At 53.0% G+C, this 16,781-nt stretch carries 13 protein-coding genes; 3 read left to right on the top strand and 10 right to left on the bottom strand.

The window, feature by feature from the left end; all coding sequences use genetic code 11:
* Positions 1 to 248: 248 nt before the first annotated feature.
* The 10 genes from QZ303_RS04090 to aroQ all read right to left on the bottom strand — a co-directional run bounded on the left by QZ303_RS04090 (position 249) and on the right by aroQ (position 13,656).
* The gene (locus QZ303_RS04090) at positions 249 to 2,813 is read right to left on the bottom strand and encodes a glycerophosphodiester phosphodiesterase family protein (protein WP_295729502.1); all 2,565 of its coding nucleotides are present in this window, start codon (positions 2,811 to 2,813) and stop codon (positions 249 to 251) included.
* A 30-nt stretch (positions 2,814 to 2,843) separates the two neighbouring features.
* On the bottom strand, positions 2,844 to 4,187 hold the full coding sequence (locus QZ303_RS04085) for a RagB/SusD family nutrient uptake outer membrane protein (protein WP_295729499.1): 1,344 nt from the start codon (positions 4,185 to 4,187) through the stop codon (positions 2,844 to 2,846).
* Positions 4,188 to 4,206: 19 nt separating this feature from the next.
* Positions 4,207 to 7,551 carry a SusC/RagA family TonB-linked outer membrane protein gene (locus QZ303_RS04080; protein ID WP_363322821.1) on the bottom strand — a complete coding sequence of 1,115 codons (3,345 nt, stop codon included), beginning with the start codon at positions 7,549 to 7,551 and terminating at the stop codon, positions 4,207 to 4,209.
* A 170-nt stretch (positions 7,552 to 7,721) separates the two neighbouring features.
* Positions 7,722 to 8,696 (bottom strand): FecR family protein, encoded by a 975-nt coding sequence (locus tag QZ303_RS04075; protein ID WP_295729493.1) that lies wholly within the window; start codon positions 8,694 to 8,696, stop codon positions 7,722 to 7,724.
* Positions 8,697 to 8,712: 16 nt separating this feature from the next.
* Positions 8,713 to 9,294 (bottom strand): sigma-70 family RNA polymerase sigma factor, encoded by a 582-nt coding sequence (locus QZ303_RS04070; protein WP_295729490.1) that lies wholly within the window; start codon positions 9,292 to 9,294, stop codon positions 8,713 to 8,715.
* A gap of 99 nt (positions 9,295 to 9,393) precedes the next feature.
* Complete coding sequence (locus tag QZ303_RS04065; protein WP_295729487.1) at positions 9,394 to 10,638, bottom strand: FtsX-like permease family protein; 1,245 nt, start codon at positions 10,636 to 10,638, stop codon at positions 9,394 to 9,396.
* 42 nt (positions 10,639 to 10,680) lie between these two features.
* Positions 10,681 to 11,067, bottom strand: coding sequence for a 30S ribosome-binding factor RbfA (gene rbfA / locus QZ303_RS04060; protein ID WP_295729483.1), 387 nt, complete (start codon positions 11,065 to 11,067; stop codon positions 10,681 to 10,683).
* A 25-nt stretch (positions 11,068 to 11,092) separates the two neighbouring features.
* Positions 11,093 to 11,767 carry an O-methyltransferase gene (locus tag QZ303_RS04055; protein WP_295729456.1) on the bottom strand — a complete coding sequence of 225 codons (675 nt, stop codon included), beginning with the start codon at positions 11,765 to 11,767 and terminating at the stop codon, positions 11,093 to 11,095.
* Entirely contained in the window at positions 11,754 to 13,208 is a 1,455-nt protein-coding gene (gene pyk, locus QZ303_RS04050) for a pyruvate kinase (protein ID WP_295729454.1), read from the bottom strand. The genes QZ303_RS04055 and pyk overlap by 14 nt, the downstream gene beginning before the upstream one ends.
* Positions 13,209 to 13,221: 13 nt before the next feature.
* A complete protein-coding gene (gene aroQ / locus QZ303_RS04045) occupies positions 13,222 to 13,656 on the bottom strand; it encodes a type II 3-dehydroquinate dehydratase (protein ID WP_295729451.1) in 435 nt (144 codons plus the stop codon).
* A gap of 100 nt (positions 13,657 to 13,756) precedes the next feature.
* Here aroQ and QZ303_RS04040 point away from each other — a divergent pair, with 100 nt between their 5' ends.
* From QZ303_RS04040 to nusA, 3 genes are all read left to right on the top strand, one after another.
* Positions 13,757 to 14,857, top strand: coding sequence for an endonuclease/exonuclease/phosphatase family protein (locus QZ303_RS04040; RefSeq protein WP_295729449.1), 1,101 nt, complete (start codon positions 13,757 to 13,759; stop codon positions 14,855 to 14,857).
* Positions 14,858 to 15,011: 154 nt separating this feature from the next.
* Complete coding sequence (rimP, locus tag QZ303_RS04035) at positions 15,012 to 15,485, top strand: ribosome assembly cofactor RimP (RefSeq protein WP_295729446.1); 474 nt, start codon at positions 15,012 to 15,014, stop codon at positions 15,483 to 15,485.
* Between the two features lie 23 nt (positions 15,486 to 15,508).
* On the top strand, positions 15,509 to 16,765 hold the full coding sequence (gene nusA / locus QZ303_RS04030) for a transcription termination factor NusA (protein WP_295729443.1): 1,257 nt from the start codon (positions 15,509 to 15,511) through the stop codon (positions 16,763 to 16,765).
* Positions 16,766 to 16,781: the final 16 nt, after the last annotated feature.

The raw sequence follows: 16,781 nt of genomic DNA, 5'->3' as shown, positions 1-16,781 counted from the left end.
CAAAGTTAGACACTTCCACGTTCTCCTCCAAATTTTTCAACAAGAATTTTATGTTAATTTTTCTTTCGGAAATTCTCAGAGCAATATTCCAAGCATGTAACTCCCTATATAACAAAAACATACACTACAACACACAAAATCCGATTTTGTTCATAAATCCATAGCCTCCTCTATGAACTCAAACAAAAGCGCTGCCCGATGGCCATACATCCACCGGGCAGCGCTTAATTTATCGAGCATCGAGCAGCCTATCTCAAGCCTTTCGATTTAAGATGCGGGCCGAGAATATCCGCATAATTAGTCTGTATGATGCTGACGCCGTTGTCTACCAACTTATCCACACTGTCAAAATTCCCGGCAGCCATATTGTTGTCCGGGCTGTTAAGCGAGTTTACGAATGGCAGACACATGTCAGATCTGATAGCGGACACCAATGACTTGTTGTTTAAACCATCTTCCGTATCAACCGAGATTGTAAACACAGAACCGAGAGAGGAGAACTTATTAATGTCATTTTCACTTCCAACCCACGTCTTAAACAATAGGTCGGGATAAGATGCCAGATGATTTATAACGCTCATCTTTGCACCTACATGCAACACTGACTGCTTTTCCATGCCTAATTCTTTAATCAGACGGGCCAACGTAATCAATGACTCCGTAGCATCACCCGGGACAAGCTTGTTGGATATGTCAAGATTAAAATAAATCTTACCACGCCCATGCTTGAAAGCTTCTTCAAGCGTAGGAATCTTATGAGCGGTAGCGACTCCGGTATTGTAATCTTTTAAATAATACTGCTGAAGCTGCGCATAAGTCATTTCTGCGACTTTGCCCGAACCGGTCGTCGTGCGGTCGATAGTCTCGTCATGCATAAGCACGAGAACACCATCCTTAGTAGGCCTCACATCAATCTCAAGCATTTCGGCGCCCCCTTTTATAGCATAATCTATTGCATCAAGTGAATTTTCGGGTACACCGTCCTTTATACCGCTTTTCGTAATACCCCGGTGAGAGCATATCCACACTTTATTATATCCGGCAGCGGCCAAACCCTTCATGTCTTTCTTTAAATCCCATGTCAAAGGCAACTGGGATGTCTCCCCGGGATTGACAGGGTCCTGTCCGCCACCTCCCTGCACGCGGGATGTATGACGCGCATCCTTGCCCCTCATCGGCCATGATGACAGAGCCGGACCGGTAACAGCATCATCATGAAGCGCCACAAGAGCACTCGACGTCGCATTCTCCGTGTTGGTTATACCTATATATATTGTTCCGTCGTTGCCTATAGTGGGCGAACTCCAGATTTTTCCACCACCGGCTATCCATGCCGATGCCATCGGAGAGTCGCTCTCGGCAATCATCGCCGCGAGATCTTTCTTCAACAGAAGCTGATCCTCACCCGGGACAGGCTTGATTATATAATAATTCCCTGCTTCCGTTCCGAAATGTATATTGCCGGCTTGATCTACGGCAGCACATCCGGACACATTTTCGGGAATGCCGTATGTCCACATGAGATGTCCGTCAGGCGATAGACAGTATACGCCTCCGTTTGATTCACCGGCAGAACGTTTTGCCGTAACTATAACGGAGCCATCGGCAGCTATTACCACCCCGGCCATATCAAGATTGCCAGTCAGTCCGATAGAACAACGCCAGATTTCCGAACCGCTCGGCGAAACAGCAAAGACACACGACGTTCCCGCAAAATCACCCTTTGTCATGCGACCGCATGCGTATATCGTGCCGTCAGCACCCACAGCCAGTGAACCGTTACCGGTATCGGAGGTATTCGTATTCGGTACTTGCCACCAAGGTACATTTCCTCCCGCTTCAAGAGCCGAAACCGAACACCCTAACACTCCGTTTTTAGCACCATACCACACGATGGAACTGCCCGAAATAACAAGGCCACCGGATATGCCTCCGCTTGGAGCGTCGTCGTTCATTGAATTCGCAGCATATCCCACACGGAAACCGGTCTGCTTATCCACAGCGAGCACAGATCCGGCACCGCCTGCATTACCCACATACACATGATTATCGCCAATAGGGCATATTACATAGTGCAGACGCGGAGTCGAGGCATTCCCCTTGTTCCAGAAGCCGGTGTTGGCGTCGGAACTCATCACCCACTTCTTGGTGCCGTCGGGGTTGATGGCATAGAGGCGCGCTATCTTGCCCGACGTGTTGCCCGTGCCGAAATACGACGTACCGTCGATGTCGACCGAAGGCGACACATGGGTATTGCCCTCAGGCGCAGGCCCGTCGGCACTTGTGCGCAGATCAAACTGCCATATCTGACGACCGGTGGCCGCATCAAACTTGCGTGCGATATGATCCTCCGAGGTCATGTACACGAAATTGTCGTTGCTCACCGAAGGCGTAATCGAGCGGATGGTAGCCAAAGGCTGGTCGGCCACCCATTTCAGCACCATGTTGCCCACTTCCGGCAGCGGCTCAGGTTCCACCGACAGAATTTTATGCGCCATGGCGTAGCGTCCTTTGCTGTCGCGCACGTTGAGCGTCACGGTATATGCCCCGATCTCCTCGAACGTGAGGCGGGGTTCGGCTTCAGCCGAGGTGCGGCCGTCGCCGAAGTCCCATTCATAAGAATAGTTCCCGCTTCCGCCCTGGGTGGTGTTCTTGATTATCACCTCCTCGTTGGTGAGATACGAAGGCTTCTCAAAAGAGAATTGAGCGGTGAGCGACCCTTCGTCCACACATATGTCATCAGTACACCCCGTAGCGACAAAGGTGAACAGCAGACACGCCCACAATATAATATATGATTTTAATCTTGACATTTTCGTAGATTATAATATGGTGATTTCAGATTAATAGCCGGAATTCTGAGGATAGTTCTCTTTTCCCGCGAGGTCTATCTCGGCCTGCGGTATAGGCCAGTACATTAGATGTGTGCGTCCGTTAAGAGTCTTGAACAGATCAAGACGCCCCGTACGCTTCAAGTCATACCAGCGGAATCCCTCGCAATAGAATTCGCGATGACGCTCATCGAGTATCAAATCCTGGTATTCCTTGTCGCCCATCGAGGATGGGAGCGACACACCAGCATATCGGGCCTCAAGATAGTCCTTCATGGTCGGCAGTCCGGCGGAAGCACCCTGCGCCTCGGCCTTTATAAGATAAACCTCCGCCAGACGGATTACAGGAATAGGTGTCTGGCTTGGAGTCTCATTCTTCACAAACTGGCCTGCAAGCTCATTCGGGAATTTGATGGTGCGCGTAGGATCTGTAGCACTGAATACGGCATCTTTTCGTATATCACCACGTTTGACCGAAGTATCGGAATACAGTCCGGCATACAATTCATGAGCCGGAGAATAAGACCATGAGCCGTCAACATCATTAATGTATTGATAGAAGAGAATCGTCGATGTCGTGCGTTTGTTGGCAAGGGCGAACACAAGCTCCTTGCTTGCGCTGTTATATACAAACATCTTGGCCCAATCCACCGAATTCTTCATCAACTGAAGAGACGAGTTACCGATCACCTTGTCGGCACATGTAACAGCCTCGCCGTACCGCCTGGTCGAGAGATACGCCCTTGCAAGCAGGGCATTGCAGGCAGCCTTCGACACATAGAACCGATCGGAGAAATCCGGCAGGAGCTCCTCTGCCTTGCCGAGATCTTCGATTATAAACTGCCATACTGCGTCCTCATCCGACAAGGGGACAATGTCATACATACGCTTCCGAAGTATCGGTGCTTTGCCCCATCGCGTCACGGCATTATAATAAATCAACGCACGGAAAAAGTATCCGGTGCCGCCGGCTGTACGAACCACCTGCGACCCCTTATTGGAACTTCCCTCAAAGTTCTCAATCAGAAAGTTGACCTGCTTCAGAGAAGTAAAGCAGTTGTTCCAGCGCGATTTTATCGTCGATGTAGATGGCGACATGTCAAGCGGATCTGTCAGATTTCCACCCGGTCCGGAACGGAAGTTCTCCCCCTTGACGTCGCCGTCCCACCACATGGCGTTCATATGGCTTTCCATCGTGGCATATACGCCGTTGACCACCTTCGAAAGGTCCTCCTCAGTCATGGAATTGGCGTCAATCTTATCCTTAGGCTTGATATCATCGAGCATGTCGGCGCATGAAGTCATGATGAAAGCACCGACAAACAGAGCTATTGCCTTATATATCTTGTTTCTCATTTTCATTATTGATGATTGATTAGAATGTCAGGTTGAGTCCCCAGATGAATGTGCGCATTATCGGCTGCAGGCCGAAGTCTGAACCGTAGCCGGTGCTCGACGGATCGTCGGTGTACGAAGCCTCAGGATCATATCCGGAGTACTTGGTGAAACAGAGCAGGTTGTCGACAGTCATATACACACGCAAATTGTCGATATTCACCCTGCGCAACAGATTCCGGGGAAGCGTATAGCCCAACGTCACCGATTTGATCTTGAAATACGAGCCGTCCTCAAGGAAGCGCGTGGATGTCTGGCCGTTATAGCCGTTACCGTTAGTATATCCCTGGTGCACACCGTTTCCATATATCATACGGGGCATTGTATTCGATGTACCTTCGCCTCTCCAGTATGTGGTAGCGGCAGCCTTGCTGATGTTACCGAACTGCACCACCGGCTCAGCCGAATCATACACTTTCATAGAGGAGAATGCAGAACCCATATGTTCGAGACCTTCACTGCCTACGCCTCGCCAGCCTGCCATAATCTTGCCGCCGTAGGAGAATTGCCCGAAGATATTCAGGTCGAATCCGCGCCACGAGCATGTCGACGTAATACCGCCATACCAGTCGGGGGATGCCTTGCCGACATTCATACGGTCAGCCTCGGAAATGTCGCCGTCACCGTTGTAATCGAAGTAGCGGACATCACCGGCACGCACACCCTTGGCATAGAGCTTTGCGGGAACCTCGTCGTCGCGCTGGTAGATGCCGTCCATCCGGAGCATGTAGTAGGTGCTCAACGGCTGACCGATAATCAAGGCGTGCATGCTGCCTCCCACCTTGTCGTTGGCCGCTCCCATAAGTATTATGTCAGAGCCGTCGATGAGCTTCACGAGCTTGTTCTTGACAAACGAGATATTACCCGAAAGCGTCCACTTGAAATCGCCCGTGAATATCTTACCTGTAAGGGACAGTTCGAGACCACGGTTTTCAAGAGTACCGATGTTGGATGCAATCGATGTGTAGCCGGTCGACGCATTGACAGGCTTGGAATAAAGGAGGTCGGTGGTGCGTTGCAGGAACACGTCGCCGGTAAACGACAGCCGGTTGTTCCACAGCTCGATATCCACACCGGCATTATACTGGTTGGCCTTCTCCCAGGTGAGCGAACGAGCGTCCTGCGAAATCAGGAAGCCTGCCGACTCGTTGTAGGAAGCCCCACCTGCCCCGATAAGCGACATCGCGGCGAAGTTGCCGACACCGGCCATCGATCCGGTCTTACCCCAGCTCAGACGCAATTTCGCGTCGTTGACAACGGCATCTTTCGGGAAGAAAGCCTCTTCGGAAGCACGCCAGGCAAGCGACACCGAAGGAAAATATCCGTAACGGCTACCCTTGGAGAAGCGGCTCGACCCGTCGCAGCGAAGCGATGCGTTGAGGATATATCGGTTGTCCCAGTTCAAGGCCACACGTCCGAAGTACGATTCAAGAGTATAGCCCGTATAACCTATATCTCCCGGGAAAATATTGGTGGAAAGATTTATGAGGTCGAAGCTTGACGAGGGATAAGCACCATTCGCATAATTGTCGGAACGTGCTCCAAACTTCTCATATGTGTACCGCTCGAATGAGTGCCCGGCCATCACACTGTAAATCAGTTTGTCAGCCGAATTATTGTACGAGAACACATTGTCAATCACATAACGGAATGAATGGTCACGCTGTTCGGTAAGCGCGCCCCACCCTGAGTTGTTCTTACGGGCATCATGACGCTCGGTAAGTTTCTTGGTAGTGTTGTCGAGGATAGCATAAAGGCTGGCCTGCGGAGTCCATTTGAACCCCTTGAAAGGAGTAACCTCAAGATTGAATATACCCGAGAGATGATATTTCTTAAGCGTCCACTTCTCTTCATTAATGAGCATCACCGGATTATGGCGGGCAATCTCCGTACCCATCTTCTTATAGGTGCCATCCTCATTAAATGGGCCGTACCATGGCTGTTCCTCGCGTGCAGTGCGAAGCACTTTCAATGATGTCGAGCGCTCTTCCACCTGATTGTACTGCGACGCGGCACCCGCAAGGTTGATATTGAGCTTGAATATGCGGCTGATCTTGTGGGATACTTTCGTGCGAAGGTTATACTGGCGGAATGCCGAGGTCTTGATGAAACCCTCCTGGCGGTTTGCTCCGAACGAGGCATAGAAATTGGTCATGTCATTGCCGCCGGAAATGCTTACCGAGCCGGTGGCGGTCTCCGTTGTCTCACGGGTTATAAGCTTTACCCAGTCGGTCTCCTCGATGACGGCCGGACGATAGAACTGCACATTCTGTCCCATCTGCACGTTGTAGTTGTCAATGGCGGCCTGCATTGCGTTGGCATATTCCGTGGCGTTGGCCATCTCGATGTCCTTGGCAAGCTTACCGAAGCCCACGCGGCCCGACACGTCGATCTTGGTGTCGCCGCTCTTGCCGTTCTTGGTAGTGATGATGACCACGCCCGAATTGGCGCGGCTTCCGTAGATTGCAGCAGCCGAAGCGTCCTTGAGCACCTCTATACTTTCTATATCGGAGGGGTTGATGTTGGGATATGACTCCGCAGGGATACCGTCGACCACATACAGAGGCTTGCTTCCGCCGTTGATCGAACCGATGCCGCGCACCTGGATGTTGGGATTCGCGCCCGGCGTGCCCGACGCGTTGGATATATTCACGCCCGGCACACGGCCCTGGAGCATCTTGATGGGGTTGTGGTCGTTGCCCGTGTCTATATCGTCGAGCTTCACCTTGCTGATAGAGGTAGTGACGAGCTTCGACGACTGAGTGCCGTAGCCCACAACGACCACCTCGTCGAGCACTTCGGAATCATTGCTCAAAACCACCTTTGCAAGCCTCGCCTTGTCGGAAGCAAGGATCTCCTGCGGCTTCGTGCCGATATATGAGATTATTATCACCGCGTCAGATGGCACTCCGGGCAATGTGAACTGCCCGTCGATATTGGTGCTTGTGCCGGTCTTGGCGCCCTTCACCATCACGGAAGCGCCTATGGCAGGCTCCCCCTCGCTTTCATAGACGGTTCCGGAGACCGTGATGCGCTGTGCGTTGCCCTGTGCGCGTCTCGACACCAGAATCTGCTTGTCCGACATGATCTTATATGTCAGGCCGGTGTCTTTCAGCGCCTTGTCGAGCACACGGTCGACCGGCGCGTCGCTCTGATGTATCGTGACCGGAGGTTCATTCTCCAACACCCCGTGAATGTAGGAGAAACGATACGTCGTCTGCTTCTCAATGGCATCAAAAAGGGATTTCAGACTTGACTGATCGAGATTTACCGTGACCCGTTGTTGCGCCATAGCACTGCTGCACAGCACAAACACGGCAAACATTCCCGCAATCAGCCGGGATAGAATCGATTTGTACATAACTGCGTTTATCGGTATTAATGATAGGATTGATTTACACCTATTAATACACCGGTTGCAAACGCATTTTACCTCATCCCCTACATGTTTTAAAACATATTTTCATGCATTTTTACACAAATCCTTCTCATCAATCAGTTGCGTAGCACTATCTCATTGCTGCGCACCGATATCTTCAGGCTTGCGGTATATTCAAGCACCGACAATGCCTCCATCAGATTGTTCCCGGGGAGATTACCGGTAAACTTCATCTCACCCAGAGACGCAGGCGACAGCGTGATGTGGAACGGCGCATAGCAAGTGTTCAACGACTCCACCACGCTCCCCAAAGAGGTATTCACGTAATTGAGGTTGGTGCTGTCAGACATCCGGAACACATCCACAAGCGTGCTGTCCTCCGTCACGGATATCTTGCCGGTAGCATAATCGAGCACGGCAAGATTCCCGGGATGCATCTCCACGCTCTCGCCTGAAAGCTTCGACTTGAACTGCACAAGACCCTCCTGCAAATAAAGCCGCGCGGTTTTCTTGTCAGGCTCGGCGGAAAGATAGAAGTCAGTCCCCAACACGGTGACATCAAGCCTCTCCGACGCTACCGTAAAGGGCTTGCGGCATCCCTTGGCGATACGGAAATGTCCCGTCCCGGCAAACCGCACCGACCTTTCCCCATCGGATGTCGGCGGTTCAGAGTATCCTATTGACGAATGAGGCCGCATGCTTATCTCCGACCCGTCGGAAAATGTCACATCGGTCCCGCCGGTCTCATTGGCGGCAATCACGACATCCGAATCATCGCCACCTGACACCATGATTCCACGTGCGGCATACCCTGCGAAGAGGCACAATGCCATTACCGCGCAACATGCCGCAATCCACATGAATCTTCTTCCGCCGGAAGGGCGCAGACCGGCAGATGCCCATACTGTCTTTCTTAACCTGGCACTTACATCTTCCGGAAGAGTCTCCCTTCGCTCTCCGTTTTCCTCCCAGTCCTTTTCCAGGAATGCCGACAATTCATCATCCGACATTCCGTCAAGCAACTCACGAAGCTTTCCGATCTCCTCCGCCGAAAGTTTATTCTCCTTATACTTATGAATCAGGTCATGCATATGTGATTCCGATTAACTATATCGTAAAAATTTCATTCGCACAGACTACAGCAAGCAATATAATGTCACCCAACAGTCCCTTAAGCCGTTTCAACCCGAGGTGGATACTATTATACACTGTCTGCTTGCTCACATTGAGTATGACCGAAATCTCGTCGACCGACTTCCCCTCGAACCTCGACAACACTATGGAGTCGCGCTGGGTTGCCGGCAACTTGTTCAGAGCGGCGGTCAACTGGCGGCAGAAATCGTCATATTCTATCTTTTGCGATGAATTGTCGGCGACCGTGTCGGAATAGGCCAGATAATCCTCGTATGTGCGCGAGGCCACATTCGAGCGCATCGCGTTTATCAGGTAATGTTTGGCCATGACAAACAGCAACGGGCGCAACGTGGCCGTGGCCTTCACATGCCTGCGCATGTTCCATAGCCGCACGAACACGTCGTGGACAATCTCTTCGGCATCACATGCCGACTTGGTGTAGCGGAGGCTGAAATAATACAACTGCGACACGTACATCCGGTAAAGCTCATTGAAAGCCTTGACCGAATCGGCGCGCAGCTCAAGTATCAGACGTGATTCCTCGGTTTCTGCCATGCCGCAAATTTAACTCAATTTTAATTCCCTGCAAAAAATATTCTGTCTATCAATTCCACTTCACCATTCCCATTATGAATCTAATTGTTGATTATGCATTCACGGTTCTCCCTTCAATGACAAAGAAAACCTGCCACGGGCGATAATAGCGGTAAGAGCCGAAGTGATAAATCCGACCACCGCTACCAATGCAAGCACAATCAGCATGTCGCCCAGATAAAGGTGCACCGGATAGACATCGGTAGTCATCACCTCGTGGTTTCCCCCAAGGCGTATGAAGCCGAACCGCTCCTGGGCGAGACTCAGAGCCGCACCCACGATCACGCCGGCCACCCCCCCTATGAGCGATATCAGCCATCCTTCCGTCATGAATATACGCGACACCATGCCGCGCGATGCACCGAGCGCGAACAACGTTCGGATATTGGCATCCTTCTCTATCACCAGCATGCACAACGTTGATACCACGTTGAATGAAGCTATAACGAGTATGAACGCCAACATACAGAATGTCACCCACTTCTCCACGGCAATCATCCGGAAGGACTCTTCCTGTTGGGCAAGCCTGTCCTTCACTGCGAATCCCGGACCGAGCCGCTGCCCGATCCGTGCGGACACGTCACCGGTCGACTCGCCTTCATCGAGTTTGACCTCGATGGCGCTCGCCTCGTCGGCATAATCAAGCAGACGTCGCGCCGTAGTGAGGGGAACTATCACACCATCGGCATCAGTCTCCGCCTGGTCTGTCTGGTAGACACCACCCACAGTCAGGGTATCGCCACGGAACGAGGCCGCAGGATTAGCCGGATTTATGCGCCCCACGCGCTGAGGCACATAAAGCCTCACACGGCTGAGCGACGTAGGGCGTGCTTCAAGCGATAGGGCCGCCCCGACGCTCAGAGTGGCGATGTCGCCTACAAGACTGTCGTGCAGCGCAAACACGCCATCCTCCTTCACCACGCGGTCGATATCCGACATGCGGTCGTAGCCGTCGGCCACTCCCTTCATCCGCACTGGCATCTGCTTGTCGCCGCAGATGGCCAACGCACGTTCCTCTACAACCGGTGACGCATATGCCACACCGTCGACACCGCGGACAATCGCCGCCAGAGAATCCCCTCCGGCCACTACCTTCCCTTCCACAGGCTCTACGCGCAAATCCGGCGACAGCGCCGACGCCTGCCGGAGGGCCAGGTCGGTGAACCCGTTGAACACGGAAAGTATGCACACGATGGCCATTGAGGCCAACGCCACCCCGGCCACAGAAATGACCGAAATCGTGTTGACCGCACTATGTGACTTTTTCGAGAAAAGGTAGCGTAATGCAATCCGTAGCGCAACCATCGCGTTACAAGCTCGTGATAATGTAATGGAGTGTGGGTAGATTCAAGCTTCGGCAGGCGCTTCCGTTTCGGGATGTCCGGGATGTGCCTCCTTGTCGCGGGTAAGCAGGTTGTCGATATTCTCCAGATAATCGAGGGAATCGTCGAGATAGAATGTCAGTTCGGGGGTCTTGCGCAGTTGGTATCTTACCTTCTGGGCAAGTTCGTAACGGATGGTCTTGGCGTTATGGTTTATGCTGTCGAGTATCTTGGGAGCCTTGTCGGATGGGAACACGGACAGATAGGCTTTAGCCACGCTCAGGTCGGGCGACACGCGTACACTGCTTACAGACACAAGCACACCGCGGAGTTTGGCGGTCTGCATGCGGAATATCTCACTAAGCTCCTTCTGGAGCAGACGTGCTATCTTGGCTTGACGGGTAGTTTCCATATATATGACTTGATTTTTGAGTTTCTTAATTATAACACCCGACGGACGATATTGGCTCACCCTTTTTCCATATTATGGTAAGCCCGTCGCGCAGAGGGAGCATTACCTTCTCTACCGACGTATCGGCGGCCACCATGTCGTTGAACTCCATGATGCCGAGTGTCTGCGCGTCGTGCGAACGTCCGTCGGTCATCTTGCCGTACCAAAGTGTATTGTCGGCGATGATGAATCCCCCGGGTCTTACCAGCGGGAGCACCATCCGGTAGTAATCGCAGTAAGAACGCTTGTTTGCGTCGATGAATACAAGGTCCCACGGTTCGGCACTTATATCCGGCACGACTACAGAAGCGTCACCCACATGTAGATGAAGCCGCTCACGATAACCGGCGCGCTCGAAATATTCCTCCACCATGTCGGTCAGCTCGTCGTTGATCTCGACGGTGTGCACCTCCCCGCCTTCTGCGAGCCCCTCGGCAAGGCAGAGCGCGGAATATCCCGTGAAAGTGCCCAACTCAAGCACACGGCGAGGACGTATCATGCGCACGAGCATCTTAAGTATGCGCCCTTGCAGATGGCCTGAGCACATGTTGGGATACAGACACCTCACATGCGTGGTGCGGTTGAGGTCGGCGAGCACGGGAGGTTCAGCGTCGATATGTCCGAGGATATACCGCTCGGTGTCCGGATCAACGCACGACATCTTCCAGATTCGGTATGGTGTACGACTGGAAGTTATCCATGATAGCCTCCACGCTGTTGATTTCAAGGAACGAGGTGCCATGCCCCTCCCCGAAAGAACCTCCCAGATATGCTATGCGGTCATCCTTCGTGAGATAACCGCCGTCAAGCAGATGGATGAGGGCATTTTGCAGGTACACCCGTGTTGTCTCCATGCACGGCTGGTACAGCGCCACCACCCCGTAGCTCAAGGCTAACAGACGCACCACATAAGGATAGTAGCAGATGGCGAGCGTCGGATAGCTTGCCCGATACGACGATATGTAGCGCGCGGTACGTCCCGTGTAGCTGTCGGTAAGTATGGCCCTCGTGCCGAGCACCATTGTGGATGCCACGGCCTGACGTGCGAGAAACGATGTCGTATCGGCTTCCATGGCCGGTGTGGGACGACTTCCGGAAAGAGCGCGTTCCATCTCCATGGCCACACGCGACATGGTGGCGATCGCCTCCACCGGATAACTGCCATAGGCCGTCTCGCCGCTGAGCATCAGCGCGTCGGCATGCTGCGTCACGGCATTGGCTATGTCGCTCACCTCAGCACGCGTCGGCCTTGGATTGTTTATCATCGAATGGAGCATCTGGGTGGCCACTATCACAGGCTTGTGCGCGGCCACGCACTTCTGTATTAGTTCGTTCTGTATCACCGGGATACGCTCGGCAGCCACCTCTATGCCGAGGTCTCCTCGGGCGATCATTATGCCGTAGGACACTTCCAGGATCTCGTCGAAATTGTCTATGCCCTCCTGGTTCTCTATCTTGGAGATAATCTTTATGTGGGAATTACGCTCGTCGAGTATGCGCTGTATGTCGCGCACGTCGTCGGCACTGCGCACGAACGAGTGGGCGATGAAGTCAACGTCCATGTCGATGGCATAGCCGATGTTGCGGCGGTCACGTTCGGTGAGCGACGGCAGGGCTATGCTGAAGCCCGGGATGTTGACGCTCTTGCGCGAACCGAGCATCCCCCCATTCTCCGCAGTGGCATATAGCTCGTCGCCGCGGATCTCCTCTACCACGAACGACAGCTCCCCGTCATCGATGAGTATGCGCGCTCCGGGACGGAGGTCTCCGGCGATGTCGGGATACGACAGGCAGATGTGGCCGCGCGTGGTCTCCCCCTCGGGATTTCCCGAGAAAACCACCTTGTCGCCGGCACGGAACTCTATATCCTCATCGCCGGCGTTGACGGTGGTGCGTATCTCCGGGCCTTTGGTGTCCATAAGTATGCCTATGGATGATGAAACCGCCCTGACATTTTCTACTATCCTCCTGAACCCCTCCTCCTGTAGATGGGCTGAATTCATGCGCACAACATTCATTCCGTTGGCATACAGCTGACGGAGGAACTCCACATCACACCGTCTGTCGGAAATCGTAGCGACTATCTTTGTAAATTTATTCATCTCAACAATCTGATCAACGCTTTTTTTCTTCTTCCACAAGCGCCTCGACAGCCAAGCGGTAGCTGTCGAGACCGAAACCGGCAATCACTCCTCGGCACACACCGGATATCATCGAATGATGGCGCACTTCCTCACGCGAGTGCACGTTACTTATATGTACCTCCACCACCGGGGCGCTTATGGCCGATATGCAGTCGGCTATGGCAAGCGATGTGTGCGTGTATGCCCCGGCGTTGAGCACTATGCCGCCGACCGTGCCGAAACCATATTCCTGGAGCCGGTCGATTATGTCACCTTCATGATTGCTTTGATAATAGTGCAGCTTATGCTCCGGATAGCGTCGGCGCAATTCATCCAGAAAGCCGTCGAAATCACGGTTGCCGTAAATACCCGGTTCCCTCACTCCCAGCAGATTGAGATTCGGTCCGTTTAATATAAGTATGTCCATCGTGGAAAATTTCTGCAAATTTACGAAATTTTGAGTAATTTAGCGGTGGGAACAGCATCCGTTTATAGAACTGATTTAGGACCAACTCAACATTTCAAGCATGCGCAGATTTCTTCTTATCCCGTTGCTGGGAATAATCGCCGCCGCGCTGACAGGCGCGGCCTCCCCGGCCACATCGTCCGACAACGCTTCCGACGCCTCGGAAGCCAAGCAGTATCTCGTGGCCGGAGTGGCATTCTACAACCTCGAGAACCTGTTCGACACAATAAATTCCAACGGCACCTACGACCGTGAATTCTCGCCGGAGGGTGCACGCATGTGGGATTCTGAAAAGTATTGGAAGAAGATTGGCAATCTCGCTCGCGCGATAGCCTCATTCGACACTCCAGAGACCCCCTACGGCCCTGCCGTCATAGGCATCAGCGAGATTGAAAACCGGAGCGTCATCGAAGATCTCGTCCGTGCCGTCGACGATACTCTCGCCGCACGCGGCCGGCAGCCGTGGAATCTCGGCATCGTACATCACGACTCGCCCGACCTACGCGGAGTGGATGTAGGCCTTCTGTATAATCCTCTATATTTCACGCTCGGGTCGGTCAACAACCATCGTCTCGTCATCCCCGACGAGCCTGACTTCCTCACGCGCGACCAGCTCGTGGTGTCGGGGACAATATTCGACGCTCCAATGAGCTTCATCGTAAATCATTGGCCGTCGCGGCTGGGAGGCCAAGAACAGTCAAGCTACCGCAGGGAAGCTGCCGCACACCTGTCGAAGTCTATCGCCGACTCGCTTCGCGCTGTCGATCCCACACAAGGGATAATCGTCATGGGCGACCTCAACGACGATCCGTCCGATAAATCGTGCGCGGTGGCGCTCGGAGCTGTGCGCGAACGCGAACAAGCCTCCGCCGACGGTTTCTACAATCCTTTCTGGTGGATTCTTGACAACGGCGTAGGCACACTATGCTACAAAGGACAATGGAACCTTTTCGACCAGATCATCGTGTCGGGCAACCTCGTCCCCGGCACACCACACGGAATGCAATATTGGAAAGCCACCGTACACAATTTCCCTTTCCTGCGCACAAAATCGGGAGTATATAAGAACTATCCTCTGCGCACCTTCTCCAGGGGTCAGTTCCTCAACGGCTATTCCGACCATTTCCCGACCCAGATATTCCTCGTGAAAGAAGTTAATTAGTTAAACTTTGTTAAATATACCATTCTATAATCGTACTCTCACCACCTCCGGCATGGCAAGCTTGTTTTTTCACGATAATTATAGTAAATTTGCAGCATAATCGTGCTCGGAGGGGACCGCAAGTCCCCTCCGATTGTTTATAACAACCAACAATATGATTGACAAGAATCTGCTTATCGCCACCGTCAACGAAGCCATCGAAGGCACCGACCTGTTCCTGGTCGATGTCGAGGTAAGGCCCGGCAACAGTATAATAGTCGAGGTCGACAGCCCCGAAAGCATGGATATCGACAAATGCGTGGAAATAACCCGTAAAATCGAGGAACGGTTTGATCGCGACGTCGAGGACTACGAGCTTGAGGTGGGTTCCGCAGGCCTTACAGCGCCATTCAAGGTTCCCGGGCAGTATTATAAAAACGTAGGGAATCCGGTCGAGGTACTGACGCTCGACGGCCGGAAGATAAAAGGGACGCTCACGGAAGTCGCCGACGAGGCCCGCTCGTTCACCGTCACCACGAAAGTGAAGGTGAGGAAGCCCGGCAAGAAGAAGCCCGTGGAAACCGACGTGCCCGTCACCCTCACTCCCGAAGAGTGCAAATACGTAAAATATCTTATTGAATTCAAGTAACCACAATACACCACATATCCCCCATGGCTAAAAAAGAGGAATCCACCAACATGGTGGAACGTTTCGCTGAGTTCAAGGAACTGAAGCACATCGACAAGACCACGATGATTTCCGTGCTTGAGGAATCATTCCGCAACGTGCTTTCCAAGATGTTCGGCACCGACGAGAATCTCGACGTGATAATGAACCCCGACAAAGGCGACGTACAGATATTCCAGAACCTTGAAGTAGTCCCCGACGGAGAGGTCCACAACCCATATACACAGATCTCCCTCTCGGATGCCCGCGCCGACGACAACCCCGACGTGGAGATCGGCGAGGAGCACACCCGCGAGATCATATTCGAGAAATTCGGCCGCCGTGCCATCCTCAATCTCCGCCAGACCCTCCAGTCGAAGATTCTCGACCTCCAGAAAGAGGCCATCTTCGCCCAGTTCAAGGGTCGTGAAGGCGAACTGGTCAACGGTGAGGTCTACCAGACATGGAGCAAAGAGACCCTCCTGCTCGACTCCGAGGACAACGAGCTGCTCCTCCCGCGTCCGGAAGCTATCCCGGGAGACTTCTTCCGCAAGGGCGAGAACGTGCGCGCCGTGATCAAGACCGTAGAAAACAAGAACAACAACATACGCATCATCGTATCGCGTACGTCCGAGGACTTCCTGCGCCGTCTCTTCGAGATAGAGGTGCCGGAAATCCACGACGGACTCATCAGCATACGCGCCGTAGCACGCATACCGGGCGAACGAGCCAAGATCGCCGTGGAAAGCTTCGACGACCATATCGATCCCGTAGGCGCATGTGTAGGCGTGAAAGGCTCACGCATACATGGAATCGTGCGTGAACTCCGCAACGAGAACATCGACGTGATCCCCTACACCAAGAACACAGAGCTTTTCATACAGCGAGCCCTCAGCCCGGCAAAGATCTCATCGATGCGCCTCAACGAGGAGGAGAAGCGCGCCGAGGTGTTCCTGCGTCCCGAGGAAGTGCCTTTGGCCATCGGTAAGAACGCCCTCAACATCAAGCTCGCGTCAAAACTCACCGGATATGTCATCGACGTATACCGCGACAACGGTGAGGATTTCAATGACGACATCTATCTCGACGAGTTCAAGGACGAGATTGACACATGGGTAATCGACGCCCTCAAGAGCATAGGCTGCGTCACAGCAAAGAACGTTCTCGCCATGCCCCGTCAGGACATCATCGACAAGGCCGACCTTGAGGAGGACACCGTCGACAACGTGCTCGCCATCCTCAAAGCCGAATTCGAGGAATGACAGTGTCATCCTTCGA

Source organism: uncultured Muribaculum sp. (assembly GCF_910583865.1).
In the GTDB taxonomy this organism is placed as follows: domain Bacteria; phylum Bacteroidota; class Bacteroidia; order Bacteroidales; family Muribaculaceae; genus Muribaculum.
This window is presented reverse-complemented; position numbering and strand designations above follow the sequence as displayed.

Excerpts from the sequence above, each read along its gene's own strand:
- aroQ (WP_295729451.1), bottom strand. The coding sequence starts at position 13,656 with ATGGACATACTTATATTAAACGGACCGAATCTCAATCTGCTGGGAGTG.
- QZ303_RS04070 (WP_295729490.1), bottom strand. The coding sequence starts at position 9,294 with ATGGCAGAAACCGAGGAATCACGTCTGATACTTGAGCTGCGCGCCGAT.
- QZ303_RS04055 (WP_295729456.1), bottom strand. The coding sequence starts at position 11,767 with ATGTCGTGCGTTGATCCGGACACCGAGCGGTATATCCTCGGACATATC.
- QZ303_RS04075 (WP_295729493.1), bottom strand. The coding sequence starts at position 8,696 with ATGCATGACCTGATTCATAAGTATAAGGAGAATAAACTTTCGGCGGAG.
- QZ303_RS04065 (WP_295729487.1), bottom strand. The coding sequence starts at position 10,638 with ATGGTTGCGCTACGGATTGCATTACGCTACCTTTTCTCGAAAAAGTCA.
- nusA (WP_295729443.1), top strand. The coding sequence starts at position 15,509 with ATGGCTAAAAAAGAGGAATCCACCAACATGGTGGAACGTTTCGCTGAG.
- QZ303_RS04040 (WP_295729449.1), top strand. The coding sequence starts at position 13,757 with ATGCGCAGATTTCTTCTTATCCCGTTGCTGGGAATAATCGCCGCCGCG.
- rbfA (WP_295729483.1), bottom strand. The coding sequence starts at position 11,067 with ATGGAAACTACCCGTCAAGCCAAGATAGCACGTCTGCTCCAGAAGGAG.
- QZ303_RS04080 (WP_363322821.1), bottom strand. The coding sequence starts at position 7,551 with ATGTTTGCCGTGTTTGTGCTGTGCAGCAGTGCTATGGCGCAACAACGG.
- pyk (WP_295729454.1), bottom strand. The coding sequence starts at position 13,208 with ATGAATAAATTTACAAAGATAGTCGCTACGATTTCCGACAGACGGTGT.
- rimP (WP_295729446.1), top strand. The coding sequence starts at position 15,012 with ATGATTGACAAGAATCTGCTTATCGCCACCGTCAACGAAGCCATCGAA.
- QZ303_RS04085 (WP_295729499.1), bottom strand. The coding sequence starts at position 4,187 with ATGAGAAACAAGATATATAAGGCAATAGCTCTGTTTGTCGGTGCTTTC.
- QZ303_RS04090 (WP_295729502.1), bottom strand. The coding sequence starts at position 2,813 with ATGTCAAGATTAAAATCATATATTATATTGTGGGCGTGTCTGCTGTTC.